General features: G+C 45.1%; 16 protein-coding genes. 3 read left to right on the forward strand and 13 right to left on the reverse strand.

Translation table 11 applies throughout. The annotated features are described in order from the left end of the window. Positions 1-263 precede the first annotated feature (263 nt). Genes NST40_RS19730 through NST40_RS19745 form a run of 4 tightly spaced genes read right to left on the reverse strand, consistent with a single transcriptional unit; the run spans position 264 to position 4,529 of the window. On the reverse strand, positions 264-1,061 hold the full coding sequence (locus NST40_RS19730; protein ID WP_305954096.1) for a PHP domain-containing protein: 798 nt from the start codon (positions 1,059-1,061) through the stop codon (positions 264-266). 34 nt (positions 1,062-1,095) lie between these two features. Then, complete coding sequence (locus NST40_RS19735) at positions 1,096-1,929, reverse strand: energy-coupling factor transporter transmembrane component T (protein WP_076100351.1); 834 nt, start codon at positions 1,927-1,929, stop codon at positions 1,096-1,098. After that, positions 1,916-3,658, reverse strand: coding sequence for an energy-coupling factor transporter ATPase (locus tag NST40_RS19740; RefSeq protein ID WP_076276187.1), 1,743 nt, complete (start codon positions 3,656-3,658; stop codon positions 1,916-1,918). Before NST40_RS19740 ends, NST40_RS19735 begins: the two co-directional genes overlap by 14 nt. Continuing rightward, positions 3,651-4,529 carry a cell division protein FtsQ gene (locus tag NST40_RS19745; RefSeq protein WP_076276186.1) on the reverse strand — a complete coding sequence of 293 codons (879 nt, stop codon included), beginning with the start codon at positions 4,527-4,529 and terminating at the stop codon, positions 3,651-3,653. Before NST40_RS19745 ends, NST40_RS19740 begins: the two co-directional genes overlap by 8 nt. 181 nt (positions 4,530-4,710) lie before the next feature. Here NST40_RS19745 and NST40_RS19750 point away from each other — a divergent pair, with 181 nt between their 5' ends. Then, a complete protein-coding gene (locus NST40_RS19750; RefSeq protein ID WP_076276185.1) occupies positions 4,711-5,544 on the forward strand; it encodes a MurR/RpiR family transcriptional regulator in 834 nt (277 codons plus the stop codon). 31 nt (positions 5,545-5,575) lie between these two features. On the opposite strand, the gene NST40_RS19755 is transcribed toward NST40_RS19750, so the two are convergent. The 3 genes from NST40_RS19755 to NST40_RS19765 form a co-directional block, all read right to left on the reverse strand. After that, positions 5,576-5,836, reverse strand: a complete 261-nt coding sequence (locus NST40_RS19755; protein ID WP_036688642.1) for a helix-turn-helix domain-containing protein — start codon at positions 5,834-5,836, stop codon at positions 5,576-5,578. A gap of 15 nt (positions 5,837-5,851) precedes the next feature. Continuing rightward, positions 5,852-6,844, reverse strand: a complete 993-nt coding sequence (locus tag NST40_RS19760) for a hypothetical protein (protein WP_076276184.1) — start codon at positions 6,842-6,844, stop codon at positions 5,852-5,854. Between the two features lie 1,094 nt (positions 6,845-7,938). Further along, positions 7,939-8,178, reverse strand: coding sequence for a DUF6809 family protein (locus NST40_RS19765; protein WP_076276183.1), 240 nt, complete (start codon positions 8,176-8,178; stop codon positions 7,939-7,941). Positions 8,179-8,283: 105 nt separating this feature from the next. On the opposite strand from NST40_RS19765, the gene NST40_RS19770 reads away from it, so the two are divergent. Further along, on the forward strand, positions 8,284-8,502 hold the full coding sequence (locus tag NST40_RS19770) for a helix-turn-helix transcriptional regulator (RefSeq protein ID WP_076100339.1): 219 nt from the start codon (positions 8,284-8,286) through the stop codon (positions 8,500-8,502). 60 nt (positions 8,503-8,562) lie between these two features. Further along, positions 8,563-8,784 carry a helix-turn-helix transcriptional regulator gene (locus tag NST40_RS19775; RefSeq protein WP_076276182.1) on the forward strand — a complete coding sequence of 74 codons (222 nt, stop codon included), beginning with the start codon at positions 8,563-8,565 and terminating at the stop codon, positions 8,782-8,784. Positions 8,785-8,878: 94 nt separating this feature from the next. Here the strand turns inward: NST40_RS19775 and NST40_RS19780 are convergent, their stop codons facing one another. From NST40_RS19780 to NST40_RS19805, 6 genes are all read right to left on the reverse strand, one after another. Further along, on the reverse strand, positions 8,879-10,600 hold the full coding sequence (locus NST40_RS19780; protein WP_076276181.1) for a helix-turn-helix domain-containing protein: 1,722 nt from the start codon (positions 10,598-10,600) through the stop codon (positions 8,879-8,881). Positions 10,601-10,708: 108 nt separating this feature from the next. Continuing rightward, on the reverse strand, positions 10,709-11,485 hold the full coding sequence (locus NST40_RS19785) for an IucA/IucC family C-terminal-domain containing protein (protein WP_076276180.1): 777 nt from the start codon (positions 11,483-11,485) through the stop codon (positions 10,709-10,711). Position 11,486: 1 nt separating this feature from the next. Further along, positions 11,487-12,536, reverse strand: a complete 1,050-nt coding sequence (locus NST40_RS19790) for an iron-siderophore ABC transporter substrate-binding protein (protein WP_076276179.1) — start codon at positions 12,534-12,536, stop codon at positions 11,487-11,489. Between the two features lie 159 nt (positions 12,537-12,695). Further along, complete coding sequence (locus NST40_RS19795) at positions 12,696-12,887, reverse strand: hypothetical protein (RefSeq protein ID WP_143761879.1); 192 nt, start codon at positions 12,885-12,887, stop codon at positions 12,696-12,698. Positions 12,888-12,940: 53 nt separating this feature from the next. Then, entirely contained in the window at positions 12,941-15,517 is a 2,577-nt protein-coding gene (locus tag NST40_RS19800) for a glycosyl hydrolase (protein WP_076276178.1), read from the reverse strand. A 185-nt stretch (positions 15,518-15,702) separates the two neighbouring features. Further along, positions 15,703-16,851: a DUF3626 domain-containing protein gene (locus NST40_RS19805; protein ID WP_076276177.1), complete on the reverse strand. Its 1,149-nt coding sequence runs from the start codon at positions 16,849-16,851 to the stop codon at positions 15,703-15,705. Positions 16,852-17,047: the final 196 nt, after the last annotated feature.

Consider the following 17,047-nt stretch of genomic DNA (forward strand, 5'->3'; position numbering starts at 1 on the left):
ATTTCCAGCCTTTTGAGCAGAGTTTCGGACTCCAGAGCCGTTATTCCGTAGAATGAGGTTCATATATGGTGTCTTTAGTGCCATTAGTGGCTATACGGTCCGTTAGCATCCCAAATGCGGAATAAAACTGCGTTTAAGGTCATCTGTGTCCGATAGTTATCTTTGTACATGCAAAAGTAATAAAATCCAGCGAACAACAAAAAGGGTTGTCCCAGTAGCCATTTCATCATTTCATGGCTTATGGAACAACCCTCTTCTATTTTCTACGCCATATATCCTAACTCCGCTTCATCTCTGGAGGGGGCTTCGCCAATTAACTGCTTCAATAGTTTTTTCATCATTACCGAAGCCTTTACTTTGGTATGAAGACACGGAGAAACCTCTATTTCATAGTTCCCTTGTTTGATAGCTTCCTTCAATTCTTCCACAGTTGAGCAGGAGTCTTGCAGACGATTCACAACACTGCCATATTGCAAACACTGATGACTGTCACTGCCAGCAATCACAGGCACACCCAACTTCTCAGCAAAGGGCGTGATCAGGTTCTTATAAGTCTCCACCCCCTGCATGTAAATATCCTTAGCGTTGAAATCAAAAGCGTCTAATCGCTGAAGCAATGCCGGATCCAGTTGATGTAAAGGCGTAGAAGTTCGGAAGGGGTGGGCTCCGATTTTCCAAAGATTATGTTCATCGGCCATATCAAGCAACTGCTTAAAAGGTATGAAATTCCCCTCCTGCGTATGCTCATCTAGTAAAGCGCGGACAGCTAGAACATTCTCCTTCAGTCCGATCAAGAGGATATGACCTGTCTCCGCGATATCCACTTCCATGCCTGGAAACAGTTTAAGTCCGTTCACATCGTAATAATGCCCGTTATAGGGATAAGTCTGATCCAGCGCATCATACATCACAAAGAAATTAGAAGTATTAAAATGCTCGGTCAATGCTACAGCCTGTAATCCATTTGCCTTGGCTTCGAACATCATCTCCGCAAAATATTCGGGGGAAAACGTAGATTTTTTAGATAATTTACCATGGGTATGCAGATCAATATTCATCATGTCTAATTCGTCTCCTTTGAGCTTGTAAGTTATGTTAATACACCAGTTCAGGGTAGAGATAACCAATACAGAATATCAAGATGACATAAGCAGTGGATCCGGATAAAAAGTACCAGTCGGACCGCTTCATTTTCAAATAAGATAACTTGATCTTCTTCACTTTCTTATTATTAAGGCCGTAGCTAAATCCCCGAGTCTCAAGTGCTTCAATCGTTGTTCGAGAACGTTTAGCTGTGTTCAACATGAGCGGGTAAAATGCCAGAATGACGATTCGCAAATAATACGTGATTGTTCGCCAGTAGAAAATTCCATGTTGAAGCGGTCGTTGCCCTCTCAATCTAAAGGAAAGTAGAATTTGATGGAATTCCTCCAGTAAAGTAGGCAAAATACGATAGCCATAAGATAAGCTGAATGCAAAAGTATCAGGGATTCCTAAAGACAGTAAGCCGTCACTAAGTCGTTCCGGATCAAGACTAGAGAAAACCGTTATACTCGCCAGCGAAATCACCGAAAGCTTAAGCGTCAGTGTCAGCATAGGCAGCAAGGATTCAATCCCCCCGCCGAAAAAAAGCGACAATATAAACATCCAGCCAATCTGGCTGATTAAGCCGAGACATAATATAAAAATAATATAAGGGCTGACCCGGGAGAGGACGGTCGTTAAAACCATAAGCACGAACATCCCTAACAGGATTGTCCGGTTATGTACAAACCAAGGCACGATGGCAAAAAAGAGATACCAGAGCAGCAGAGTTCGCGGGTCCAGCCTGCCCAAAAAAGTACTGCTGCTATTATATGCGGTTCCGAGCAACTCCAATTTGATTTGTTCTACAGATATACGGTCAAGTGCCCGTTTAACGGCTTCCATGGATTGCAGCTACCTCCTTCTTTTCCACTAAACTCACAAACTCTTCTAAGCTACTGCAAATTCTAGGGAGACCGAGCATACGACTTAGCTCCATCAATTGGGTCTGAGCCAGACCCGCACGCCGTAAAAGAAGGCCGTCAGCGAAAATTTCATCCTTCGTCCCATCCGCAATTATCCGCCCTTGATGCATTACAATTATTCTGCTGGCCCATTCAGAGACAAGCTGCATATCATGAGTTGCGATGACGACCGTCTTCACATGATTACGAAGCGTCTCCAGCACATGTACCATTTCTTGTTTGGTCGAAATGTCCAGATTAGCTGTCGGTTCATCAAGCAACATGATAGCAGGCCTAACCGCGGCACCAATCGCCAAGGATACCCGGCGCTGCTGCCCTCCACTTAGCAGTCGGGCATCCCGTTCAGCCAGCTCGCTTAAGCGAAATGCCTTTAGCATCTCATCCACTCTTCCATCCGTATCTGGTAGTTTCCGCGCCTTCAGATAATAAGCAATTTCCTTACGCACAGAATCCTCGATAAACATTTCCTCCGGATTCTGGAATACGTAAGCTACCGTACCGGAGAGACGTTCAGGCGGCAGCCCGTTCACCGTCATTTCTTTAACCTTTACGGTTCCAGCTGTAGGTCTGACAATACCAGCAATCAGCTTCATTAATGAAGATTTACCTGCTCCGTTGTTGCCAATAAGAGCAATGGACTCTTCCTGCCCCAGTTCTAGCTGAATTCCATTCAGTACAGGATGCAGCACCTTATGAATCGTACGGTAAGAGAGGTGAACATTCTCCAGCTGAACGATAGAATTTCCTTCTTTTGCAGCTATGGGGAGCTGCTCTTGCATACGTCCGATTGGAAGTGTCTCCTTGGCATCCTGACGAAGCGTCATGCGGGTACTGCCTTCCTCAGCATTTAAGGGAAGCAGCTTTGACTTCTGATCATCAGGCTGTAGCAGCCAAGCCGCCCGGGTCACATCCGGTGGGTATATGCCCAGCTCTAGCAATTCTTGTACAGATGACAAAGCTTCACGCACAGGCTTCTGCCAGCGCATTTCCCCCTGATCCATCAGGACAACATTTTTGCAATAATCCGCAATAAATTCCGCATGATGCTCAATCACTACAATGGTCTTTCCATGCTCCTCATTCAAACGCTGCAAAATATCATAGATATGACGGGCATGCTGCGGATCCAGCTGGGCTACGGGTTCGTCGATCACCAGAATTTCCGGATCCATAGCTAGGGCTCCAGCTAGAGCGAGCAGATGTTTTTGCCCACCACTTAACTGCCAAATAAATTCATGCCTCAAGTCACTAAGTCCGGTTAGCGCCAGCGCACGCTCTCCCCGTTCCTTGTAATCCGTAAACCCATAATTTAGAGGTGTAAAAGACACATCATCAAGCACAGTCGGTCGTACCAATTGATTCTCGAAATCCTGATAAACATAACCGATACGTTTGGACAGCTCTGCTACACTTTTTCCATCCGCAGATTGGCCGCAAACTGTCACCTCTCCACTGAAATCACCAGTGTAATAATGTGGAATTAAGCCGTTAAAGCATTTGCAGAGAGTAGATTTCCCGGAGCCATTACTGCCGATGATCGCAATAAAATCCCCTTCTCCCAGTCGTAAGTCTACGTCTTGCAGTACTGGTTGTTCAGCTCCCGGATACGTAAAGTTAATTTTGTTCAATTCAAGAATTGTATTACGCATCTGCTTGACCCGCTTCCTGTCTTTTTCGTGCCGAACGCCGAAGCAGTGCAATAATCGCCGTTGCCGCTACTACAGCCGCCACCAACATACTGAGCCAAATCAAGGTCTTTTCATTCGATTCCGCCCCTGCAAGCTCAAAATCACCGAAGTTCCAGCCCGATTCCGATAACAATTCCGAACCCACTGCTACCATCACTAGAAAGGTTCCGGCAATGACCAGCTTAGGAGATAGCCACGCTCCTGTTGCATATTTCATATTCCGCTCACGCGGTTTCATGCCGAGTAATGGTTCAATTTTTCCATATAAACGCGGAACCAGATACATGGTAGGAATTAGCGCGAACAAAATGCCGGAGAAAAGGACATCATTCAGGAACCCTACTCCCTCAATTACAACGATACTTTCTGCCAGCCCTTTAACAGCCTCTAGCTCTTCTACCCCTACCCACACCTTCACAATATCTATAATGGAGCTAAAAAACTGGTGAATCGCCACGCCGGTAATCGCAGCCACTCCAACTTGTCTTCGATTTTTCGGATCAGACACCATACGGCCTGCGGTGTACATCGCCAGTGAGAAGGTAATGAATTTCTCCAGCTCCCCTAAACCTCCAAATTGGCCTAACATCAATTCCCCGAAGATTACCTCACCAACAGCTGCTCCGACCGCCGCATATAAGGGGTGAAACAACATACATAATGTCAAAGGAATGAAGGCGAAATATTCAATGGATAATTCAATCGGGCCCAGTTTGATCCCAGGCACTAGCTCGGTAAACATATTGGACAACCCGTAAAGCGACATCGACAGTACAAAAATCATCATTTTTTGTGACTGAGTCAGTGTGTAACGCGTTTTTATCGTGCTCATGAAATATTTGGCCTCCCAATAAGAATTTATCTTCATTATAAGAAGGCCATGTCATCACAGCTTTTTTCATTTGTTAAATGAGAGTAATATTTTTTTCAATATTTTTAACGTTGTAAAAATATTTACAACATATTCACACGTTATATTCTATCTATCGCATCATCATAGGAGGATTGAGAGATTGTATAAAGATTGGAACCACCGCGCTTTTTCGCCTAATCAACGGATAATTGCCGACTTTATTCAAAAAAATGAGCAACGTGTGGTCTATATGACCGAACAAGAAATGGCAGACGAGCTGCATTTGAGCATCGCCTCCGTTTCACGGTTCTGGAAAGCTGCGGGATACAAACATGCCAAAGATTTTAAAAACCGGCTCCGTTTCCGCTTTGAATCCACACCTTCTGTAAAAATGCGTGATGCCATGCAGCGATCAGACGATACCTCACTCCCTCAACTGCTGCTGGACAATTGTTCACATCATTTGCAAGAAACACGCCGCTATTTAAGCGACGATGTACTAAAGCGTGCAGTAGATGCGATATCTACAGCTCGGATTATTTATGTATACAGCCCTGGACCTTGCGCCGGATTAGCAGAGCTAATGATCTATCGAATGGCGCGTTTTGGTCTTCAAATGAAAAAAATGGCCCCCAGCGGCCATGAGCTGCTAGAGACCTTAATGCATGCTGACAAACAAGATGTCTTGCTTGTCTTTGGATTTGTACAAATACTGCCTGAGATTGAAGTCATACTGAACCATGCACGTGAAGCAAATTACCAGGTCATCCTGATCACAGATAGACTTGTATACCCGCGATCCCAAGATGCAGATATCGTAATTTATGCGGGGAGAGGTGAGGTTTGGGAGTTCCATTCCATGGTTGGCCCCACCTATATTATTGAGAATCTGATCCTTGGAGTGGGATTAGCGAATAGGGACAGTAGTCTAAGCAAGCTGGATAAATTGCAGCAATTGCGCGCGCAGTATGGGGGGAAGCTCCCGCGGAGTTAGCTTTAGATTTGACTGCAAGGAGAAGGGAAATTTAATTCATTCCTAAAGCTTCTTTAATTTGTGGGATAGATAAACCGTTTGCTTTCATTTCTTTGATCCAAAGAATGCGCGCGACGGTTTCTTCTCTTTTATATCTGCGTGTTAAATTCTCCTCTGCCTGTTCAAAGGGCAGCATGCCTTCTTCTGTATAATGTTTGAGTGTACTATAACGAGCATTTGTGATTCTTACTAATTCCCCTATCGATACATATTCTGACGCCATAATATTCTCCATGGATCGTTGTCTAGACATTGATAACCAACTCCTTTACAGCGGGCGCTTCGGAATAAGACGCACACCTTGAATTGGCACTTTCATCATTACAAAATGTGGGATCGCATCGTAGAGCAAATTATCAATTTTAAGAGTCGCAATCGATCCTCTCTCCAGCACCTTAACTTCATGTCCATAGGACATTAATCTTGTAATAACTGCGTCTAACCTTTGATTAGAATTATCAAACCAGGACTCTGTTTCTATAAAGACAGCTCGTGATCGCTCCAGGGCAGGGAAGATAAGATTGATACTACTGCCGATAAAGGTCTTCGCAAACTTTGTCTTCAATGCTAAAAAACGTTTGATACCTAACTCAACTCCCTGGCGAATTTGTATAGGAAACAGCGCCTTTGCCCATATGTTACTTTGGTATAGATCATGTAATTTGATATTCACCTCTTCTAATTCGTTCAGCGAGAAGAAATCATGCATACATCCACATTCACGAAGTAGCCATAGCATACAAATGACCTCATCTGTTACTGGGCCCTCTTCCAAAATCTCTGCCCGCATATTCTCTGTAATGCTCGTGTACGCCTCCATATTACTGCGATAGGCTCTAATTTCAACTTCAGCAGAATCAAAATACATGTCGCTCCCTATCAGGCTTGGTATATCTTCAAGCAAATTCATTGCTTGAAGATAATCTGAAATCGCGGTTTCGAACTTTTTTAATTGATGGTTAGACTTCCTCGAAGCCTTCTTTAACCACCAATTTAAGTCACCCGTTACCTCAGCACTATTATGAAGTAAGGGTTGTAGAACAGTTTCTCTATAGAGTGTTGAATGAGATTGATCAAGTGCTTCCTTGTGCAAAGTTAACTTGTTCTCAGATTGTGTAAAACATCCCTCTAAGTAAAGCTCCAATATAACCGCTGCTGCCATGCAGCGCAAAGACACTTTCTTAACAGTAGTCATCTGAAGACTTCTCTGTGCATTAAGCGCGATCAATGAAAAACTTGGTGCTAATTTAAGATCCATCATAACCATCCACCCCTATCCATTAATTCGTATTTACAGGATGATATTTATTCCGTATGGTGAGCGTTTGATTTACTTACTACTTACTACTTACTACTTACTACTTACTACTTATCACTTACAATACACCATCTTTACAATAATTGTCAATGGTCTGGAATAACGTAAAGAAGGCCCTGCCCTTAATGGTCAAGCCCCGATTTTACAGGCACCAAAAAAAAGACCCTAGGCTATAAGCTGCTTCTGGTAATCAACCAGGGTATCTTAGAAATAGGAGGATCAGTTCTAACGGGAATTTATGTAGCCAATGAAGCAATTGGAGCCTCCGGCTGGTCACAAAAAAGAAGTCGCCTTGTAAAGCTAAATAAAGAAGGCTGGCCATGTGAGCCTGCCTTCTTTATTCACTCAGATCAATAAGTAATTTGGTTAACTCTAGATTTTCAACCTTGTCTTCTTTGACGACAAAGGCAAGGGAAGGGAAGGATGATAGAATCCTTCGTCAAGCTTGGTAACGTTCACCCAATAGTTAACAACACCATCTACTTTCTTTTCGCTGCGGGATGCCTCAGGGATAGCCGCAATGATATCCTTTTCACTGCTTCTGATACCGATATTTTTATCCGTCCTAAGCGAAGAAAGAGAGCTAATCGGTATATCAACTACGCCTCCGACTGGCTTAGTTTCTCACTACGGTAAAACTGATCGTCAAATTATCTTTTTCATATAACCAGCGCATGTTAAGAGGTTCCCCCCACTTCCGTCATCCGTTTCGAATAAATTCCCGCTCCGCTTTTTTCAAATGCTTTAATGAATTTTCGAAAGAATATGGAAACTTAGTCCTAAGTTTAGAGAGTTTTTCAACCTCTCCCATAGCGATAGCTTCCTTAATAGCAGGAACCAACTTCGCTTGAATAATGCCCCAACTTTCTGCCTGAAGAAGTTCGTCTATCAACATATGCGGTTTGGAATGATATTGTTCAATTTTTGTTCTCCTCTTCTCGATTTCTACCCTCTAATAGCTCTATCTTTATTTTTTCAAGACATAGCTTCTCCCTTAGAGTGTATAAGTTCATCCTTATGTTCTAATACTTCTATTATCATAGCAGCCCCCGTCTGAATCCGAGAGTATAGGCGGAAGCGGATGAGATAGAGTTCTGCATGCCACTCAGATCCAAGGCTTGTTCAATCATAGTAAAGTCTTCTATAGATAACTTTGCTTTTAGGATGTCCATAAACTCTGAGATTAGCTTGGAGTTCTGTATATACTCGGGATCGCGTAAACACAAAAGTTCACTTGGACAGATTTTCCCGTAATATAAATCCTCCAAAAGACTCACCAGTCATCCCTCCCAAATCATCTCTTCAATCATCTTAGCGAATTTATCGCTAAAAATAAATAGCGAATAATTCGCTAAGATATGCTTGCCTTGGAGGTGTTTAGTATGTATCAACGTATCCGAGATTTGCGTGAAGATAAAGATTTAACTCAAACCCAAATGGCAGAGTATTTGCAATGCAGCCAGAGGATTTATAGTAATTATGAACGCGGTGATGTTGATATTCCCACGGCCATTCTGATTAAGCTAGCAGATTATCATAAGACGAGTACGGACTATTTACTAAACAGAACGAACCAAAAAACTCCTTACTCTAAAAGTTAAATTAAAAGAATGAGTAGATATCGCAGTTTTCAAAGGATTTCATCCTTATGGTGATGAGCATTGTACACAGGAATCCGTGATTTACGCGGAGACAAAGATCTGACACAGCAACAAATAGAGGAGCTTTTACATATTATACAAGCCACCTACTCCCGCAATAAAAATGGAAATTTGGATGTTCCGAGCGCCGTTTTAATTACGCTAGCTAATTTCTATAAAGTAAGCATCGACTTTATTTTAGGTCAGACAGATAATTCTAAATGCTATCCCAACAAAAAATAATCCGCAGCACAAACAAGCTCCTGTGATAATCACAGGAGCTGTTCACGTTTAGGCTAAAAATAGCCTGAAATTAGCGGTTGCTCTTAGATACCGCTCAGGCCAGCAAGGTACGGGCTACCTGATCCACAATGTAATTGATACCTGTCGGTCCGTAGCAGCCGATCCATGTAGCGGCATCTACCGGGTATATATACGGCCGCTCATCGGAATCCAACATCCCTCGGACGCTTTGCTCTGTCGCAGATATCCCCTCCTGCATCATCTCGTTACTAAGTAAAAAATAATGGCTGGCATGCACAGCCGGCAGTCTATCAACTGTAATATGATAAGCCGTGTCGGAAGTGTCTGCGACAAATAGAGGAGCTGGCAGACCAAGATCCCGGTACAGCACGGCACCTGTGCGATGGGAGGCAGTATGCACCCGTACCAGCGACTCACGCGGACGGATCAAGGCCACGCTCTGACCCGCCAGCGCCGTTGCAAGCTGCTCAGACAGCAATGCTGTTCGGCGCAGGTAATCCGCAATAATACGCTCCACCTCTGTCCGCTTGTCCGTCAATTCACCGAACAGGCCCAGAATCGTCTGCCAGCTCTCATTCCGTTGAAACATTAGGGTTGGAGCAATCCGGCTTAACCGTTCATAATGCTGGGCATGCACCTCAGTACAAACAATCAAATCCGGCCGCAGCCGTTCAACAGCTTGCAGGTCCGGGTACTCATAAGTTCCGAGCATTTCGGTTGTCTTAAGCCTTTCCCTGATATATTGGGGGAATTTTAACGCTGCACTACCCGTTCCTACACTCCCTGCCGGAGATATCCCAAGCGCAAGCAAATGGTCTGCATATTGAACGTCGAGTACGGCGATACGCCTCGGAGAAGCGGTGACGCAATATTCGCCTCGCATATGACAAATTACCGGGCCTTGCAGCGACTGGTACGATGAGGCCAGGCGATCCGGCAGCCCAGAATATGCTAAGAGAGCACCGAACCCTGAAGCAGCAGTGCGCCTGTAGATCTGCGGGGGAACTCCGTGATATTTCTTAAATGCCCTGCTAAAGTAATACATGTCGCGATAGCCCGTTTTTTCTGCAATTTCGCCGATGGGAGCATCCGTATGACGCAACATCCGCTCGGCACTCTCCATCCGCAGCTGGATTACATATTCCATCGGTCCTAGTAACTTCTCCTGTTTGAATCGCCGCTGTAACTGTCTTGTACTGCATCCGGCAAGCGCTGCCAGCTCCTTAAGCTCCAGCTCCTGACGATAATGCCCCGCTATATAGGCAGCGACAACATCCACCATATCCGCCTCTGTGCCTTTCTGACCACATTCATACTCCATAATAAGCTCGTAAAGCATTCCTTGCAGTAGCGCATTCGCATGGAAACGCTCCAGCCCTTCGCCCCGGCTCCATTTGGCTTCGATTTGTTCCGCAGTCTGATGCAGTTCAGCCAGGAGCACAGGACGGTGAACAAATGAAGTGCGTAACGGGTGATTGCGCTGCGGAAACAGAACATGGGCAGCCCCCAACATTGGAAAAGCCTTGTACATAATAACGGTATAATGAATGGTTTCTGATCCAGCAGTCAAAGTAAATGCTGATCCCTTGACTGCGTGACAAGCGAAATAGGCCTGGATATGGCAAATTTCGCCATTCATCACAAGCCTACCTTCCCCGCCGCCTGCCAGCAGCAACACATTAGCTGTTAATCCGGTTTCGCTCATAACGCCGCCGGGTGGCAAAGTACCGCTGCGCACATCAAGCATCTTGATCGTTGTATCACTCCATAAACTTGCCTGTTCTTTCAGCGGCATTTCTCTCATCTCCTGACAATAGCATCCTCTGTTAAACGGGTGCACTCGAATAGGATTACATACTTTAGTGAAAGCGCGTCCGCAACATAAGTGAGTGCGTTGCTGTTGTCATTTTAATTGAGATTCATTCTCATTGTCAATTTTCGGACATTTCCCGCAATATTCCGCCGACATCCTGTAATAAAAACAGCAGGTGATACGTTTCTTTTTTGCAACCGGAGCTAGGTCATTGTTCTCTGTGAACCGGGTAAATGGATTGCGTCTTGCGCCGAACAATTGTCCGGGAGCTATCCGGGTCAGGAAGGCAAAATCTGCTTGTATTCGTTGCCTTTCTTGCCCTAATTCACCTGTTCCAGGAGAATACAGCGGAGCAATACGTACCATAATATTCTCCCAAAGTACTGCCATGGAGACGGGACCAATTGCAGCAAACGTATGCAGCATCGGCGCAAGACGTACCGCGAAAATTTCCTCTACGATCTCTTCTCGCCACGCTTCCCTGTCTTCGGGTGCCGCCGTCGCTCGAAGCCCGTTCAGCGCAAGGAAAGGAAAACGCGTATCCCCTTTAAAAGCTGGGGAAGCAGGATGATAGAGGAAGCAGTTCTCCAGCGGGATGGAGACTTCCCGGTTATGAAGGGTCATAGCGGTCAGGATCGGCGCGATCCACAGATAACCGATCCGCTTGGCCAGCATGGAAGCGGCAACCTGCAGATCAGGCGCACCGATATAACCCTTAAGCCAGCTTACATACTCGCGGCATGCAGCTTCTTCGTGCAACTGGCTAAGGGCAATTGTCCGAACGTTGCCTTCAGGCGGTTCACCTACCCACAGACGGTATTCCTCCGCCATTTGCTTCCAGGTGGCAGACGACAGATAGTTGTCCATTTTAATGCGATCCCAACAGCGCTTCCGCGGTTTGATCTACAATAATGTTGAGGGCAATTGGCCCATAATAAGCGATCCATAGCGTTGAATTCACATTGTATACGCGGTTATTTTTAACGGCATCATGAGATTTCCAGACCGGACTGTTCGCCATTGCCTCTGCCTCTTTGGCAAACAATTCATCCGATAACAGGAAATAGTGATCTGCTCCGATATCAGCGATGGTCTCCATCGAAATTTCAACGGAGGTATCATCTTTGATCTCCTGAACGAATGCAGGGATATTCAATCCCAAATCCTCATAAAGAATGCTTCCGGTCCGATGTTCGGGACCGTGTACGCGAATACCTTCCGGTCTTGGGCGAATTAGAGCTACCGTTTCGTCGCCCAGCTTCGCCGACAGCTGCTCCCGCAGTCCGGCGATTTTGTCCTCGTAGGCTTGACGCACTACCTTCGCCTCCGCCTGCTTGCCCGTTATCATACCGATGGTAGCCGATGTATCCCGCCAATCTTCATAGAAGTCGAGTACTATTGTGGGCGCTATTTTACTGACGCTGTCATACACCTGCTCCTGAAAGTCGGTCATCAATATAAGATCCGGATTCATCGCTACAATAGCTTCAAGATTGGGCTCATCGCGTGTGCCCAGGACCTTCACATCACCCAATTGTTCACTTAAATATTCTGGAAACTTTGCATCTTTCGCTCCAGCCACAACGCTGCCTGCCGGATGCTCGCCTATCGCTAACAATTGATCGACGAATTTCACATCAAGCGCGGCGATGACCTTCGGCTTCTCAGTCAGCGTATATTCACCCTTCATATGCGAGATGGTAACCGGGAAGGCTGCAGTCTGAGCCTGTGTCTCAGATGTAGGTGACGGCTCGGCTGAAGCAGATGGCAGTGCGGCAGTGCCCGCATTTGCTCCACCTCCAGTACCGCAAGCCGTTAGCACAAGTACCAGTGCCATCATCCATATCATTAATAGTCCTGCTTTTTGGGCAGCATCTACCTTTCTACCGGTTGCTTGCCTCTTCTTTGTTCTTTTCATGCTGACTCCCCCTTATGTATGATAATGATTTTCATTATCAGATCAATAAAGCGATTATAATCTATCTTCATACTCTATTTCCATGTACTTTTGCGACATTGCAGCCGGATTAATGCGACATTGCACACCATAGGAACGACTCAGGAGAACCGCGGCTGGCTACAAAAATTCCTCACAAGCACCCAATTCTCTAATTTCAACATAATTTCTTTGCTCCAGTTCTGCAATTACGCCAACACAGTCGATGGTAATCTCGCTCAATTCAAGCTTTTCCTTCTCCAGAAACTGATCATCGAGCAATCTGGCTACTTCAGAAATGGTTCTCCCATTGCACTCCCTGCTTCTTCCCAAAATGAAAAAAGGTATCTTTGTATTACACAAAGATACCTTTTTTCATTAAAAGCTTACGGCTCAATCCCCCACACAAGCTGACCATTCATATACCCGGTGACCTGTTCATTATTTATGAACTGACTGCTGGATGCCTTGAACGAATAATCATTAGCCTGGTTGTAATTGGACCAGTCGGTTTTGGAGAAACGGGTTTGAATTTCTGCGCTCTGACCTGGATTAAGTATTCCAGCCGAACTCGTGAAACCAATTTCCAAAACATAATCTGCACTGGCAACAGGAGTCGCCAGCTTAACGAAATTGCCGGTTACATTCGCATTTCCGATGCTGGCCCAGTCGATCCAGAAACTCTGATCTTTCTCGCCATCAATCGTATAGTAATACCGGACCTTCACATCACTTAGTTGAATCGCTGAATCACCGGTATTGACTACTTTGATTTTGGGTGAAATCCCGTTGGTGGAGGCACTTGTGTTGCCATTAAAAGCTTGGACCGTCAAATCTCCAGTGGGTACTGGAACACTGCTATCCGCTACGTTCACTGTAAGAACAGCATTATTTCCTCCATTAAAATGAAAGGTTAGGGTATTCTGTCCCAGCGGCAGCGTGGAAAGATAGGATTTTTTCAGAACAACAGCAGCGCTTGATGCCGTATAATCCTGACTCGCTAAAAGTGTGGAATTTCCATTTGTGATACTTGCAAGCTGGTGTCCATTTAAGGTAAGGGCTACGGAAATATCCTGGGCTAGATTCGCCGCTTTATCAAATGCAGCGCTCACGGGCGCAATGGATGCGCTTGGCGTGGAATCGACAATTTTCACTTTTAATACGGGATCTTGTCCTTTATTAAAATCAAAGATGATCGAATGCTCGCCAACCGGCAGTGTCGCCAGAAATGCTTTTTTGAGCAGCAGCGTATTTCCACTCAAGGTATAATCCTGAGTCGCTGTCAATGCATTGGCGCCTGTCCGGAGAGCGGTTAACGTATTGCCGTTTGAATTCACGGTGATGGCTTTGTCATTCTGATTGGAGGCATTTTTATCAAATTCGACGTTTGCAGGTGTGATAGACGCACTTGGAATTGGATTGTTAACCTTCAAATCAGGCAGCTCATCGAGCGTGATTACATAATTGCTTTGGTACAGCGTTGTTAAGGTAGCCGGATAATTAAAGGCGGAACTCATGAGATGCTCACCATACCACGGTAAGAAATAGAGCCAGCCCGATTTTTCCTCTGTCAGATTCTGAACGCTTGGAACGGTGTCGTTCTCCGTCATGGCTACCATTTTCGTACCGCCGGTTAAATCAACAAGCTGATAGAAAATCGAGGTAATCGCGTCCTCATTGGGGACACCAGACAAACCGTCATAGCGGTTATAGATCGTGTTGTATTTATCATAACCTACAATATCCACCTGATCATCGCCGGGATACCATGCGGGAGAAGTGCTGTACACATAGCTGTTGTAGGTCCAGATCAAATTGTGCAGACCGTACGTTTCTGTAAGTTCAGTATAGAGCAGGTCCCACAACTGCTTGTACACCTCCGAGCCTGCCGAAGCCCACCAGAACCATGCACCTTCTCCATTCAATCCACCGTTGCCCTCCGCCTCATGGAAGGGTCTGAAGATAACCGGCACATTGTTATTTTGCAGAATCTGCAGTTGCTCCGCCAAATCCCCAATGGCCAGTTGTACATATTGGTATTCTTTCGTACCTGGAACTACCGCATTAGCTGTATTAAAATTGGTTTCTGTCGGCTTGTAGGTGGCTTTCTTCCAATCTACAAATTCCCCGAGCTGATAGGCGGTGAAATCTCGGGGTACAGTGATATGCCAGCTGTTTGTCGCGATCCCGCCCCGGTTATTCACCCAATCGATCATCCGGGCGGTCGTACCATCCTCCCAGCCGTAAAGCGGATTGTAGTTCATCAGATCAAATCCGCGGATCGCCGGATACTTTCCCGTTAAATTGTGAATCCAATCAAACTCCAGCTCGGAATTGCCGTCATTTCCGCCTCCGTAAATCTCCTGCTGGCCGGAGATCATATGATTGCCGTAAACCTCCGTTAAATAATTCATCAGAAGCTGAGTTTCCGGAGTCGCTTGAGTATCGCTGAGGACAGGTTGCACATCCAGGGGATCAAGATCGGCATAATCCACAGTGAAGGTATCAAAATAAGCGAAACCCCAGCCGGCCTTCAGTTGAATAGTGTTGCTGCCTTGATTCAGCTTGTGATAGCCAAAATCGAAATTCGACCATGTGGTCTTATAGGGCAGCATATACGAACCCTTCGTAACGCCGTTAACGGCTAAAGATTGAAGCCTTCCGTCAGCACTGAGCTCCTGCATATAACGTGTAGAGATCGTATACATGCCGGTTTCTGGGACAGTCACTGTGAAGGAAATTGTACCGGAATTCTGCATCCAGACAAATCCGCTTCCAGAGTATCCGGGTTTGGGCTGTCCGTAAATTTGGGTAGTCACTTGAAGATCGGAGGTGAGCTGAGCGTTTTCGCTTTCAATTGTGAAAAGTGCGTTGTCTGCATGAACGGGCGGCGCTGTCATCAATCCAAGTAGCAGAGTAAATGCCAGCATCATTGTGATTGCCTTCTTGAGCAAATTTTTCATTTCCACCTTTCCTCCCTATGTTAAATATGGTAAATAAAAGTTCAATATACCATCTCTTGGATGCGCTTTCATAGATAAGATAGCATATATTCCATATTTTGTAAATCTACCAAATCGAGAAAATTTCCACATGCAAAAAAACTCCCACCAATATTTATTAGGAGGAGTTAAATAACATTGGCTTCTTACAACTTAAAGTTTCGGAGCGGCTTTCCGTACCGTACCAAAACATGCCATAAGAGTTTTAATTCTTGAAGTACTTCTTTTTCGGTTCCTCGGTCACGCCAAGCTGCAGGATCATGCTTTAAGTGCATAGCAGCAGATCCAATCATGCTCGCATCAATATAACCGTGATGAGCAATACGCTTAGCCAAAGAGGGCATCGTAGGCCCTCTAAAATCTGAAGGCACTTCGTCTACCCACATCGCGAATCCCATGTGCCAATAGAGTTGGATGGCATACTGTAAACATATTTGCTCCAGGATTTGCCCTGTTGGAGTGCCCTTGAATGAAGGATCGGCTACTAAGATTTCCACATCTTCCTTAAGACGGATGTTTCCATGAACTTGCGCTTCAATATAGTGGTTAAGATTACGTTTAGCTTCACATTTTGAAGAGTCTGAAAACGGCATTGTGAGGTTGACCCGAAGATGGTCAACTAATTTTTGTGATCGAAGATCTTTTTCCCCTAGAGCGGAATCTCTTAAGAAAATCTCCTCTAGTAATGCCGCCATCATATCATCAAATTCTGCAAATGTTCCTTTCTGTACAGGGTTTTGATGCGAATCCATATAGGTGTATGTACTGCGATAAGAAACCTCAGGGGATAGGAGGAAATAGCAGGAGCCAAAGCGCGGAGCTGGCCCATCCGAATGACGCATCAAATCAAGAGCGCCATATTTAGGGCGTTCGCTATTCGAAACACCCTCTTGTTGGTATGCCCCTACAAATAGTCTTTCCTCCCACAAATCACGTGGACCACCAGAATAGGCTGATACACTACCACTGGATAACAAGGTCTCAAATTGGCTCTTGTACACGCCTTGCTCCAATAGCGCCTCTGCAACACTTTTCTTTACCGGATCTAGTCGATCTGGATGGAAATGTAGAGCAATCTTCGCATGTGACTTTATTTTGACCACAGCATCTTCAAACTCTTCCCGATCCACATTAGACATTTGAAGAATTTCATGGATGGTCTGAACTGCTTCACTTTTTCGAGTTCGCGCGTAATTCGTAACATATTCTAAAGCCGATAATTGTGACTCCGATAGTTCCTCAGTGAACTGAGACTCTCTTTTTTTATTGGCATTTGCATCGCCTTTCCACTCCATTGCTTATTCACTCCTTTCTAGACCCAGTACATAAGAAAAGAGACTTGATTTCTCCTCTCAGTGTATCAAACGCTTCTTCACTTAAAACTTCATATCCTTACCATCGCAGATTTCGATAACTTCACATGGATCTCGAATGATATAAATTCAAGATCGAATGTTGCTGGCTTGAACATCGTATGCGCGTTATGCGTAA

The sequence above is a fragment of the Paenibacillus sp. FSL R10-2778 genome (genome assembly GCF_038593035.1).
Taxonomy (GTDB): Bacteria; Bacillota; Bacilli; order Paenibacillales; family Paenibacillaceae; genus Paenibacillus_AQ; species Paenibacillus_AQ odorifer.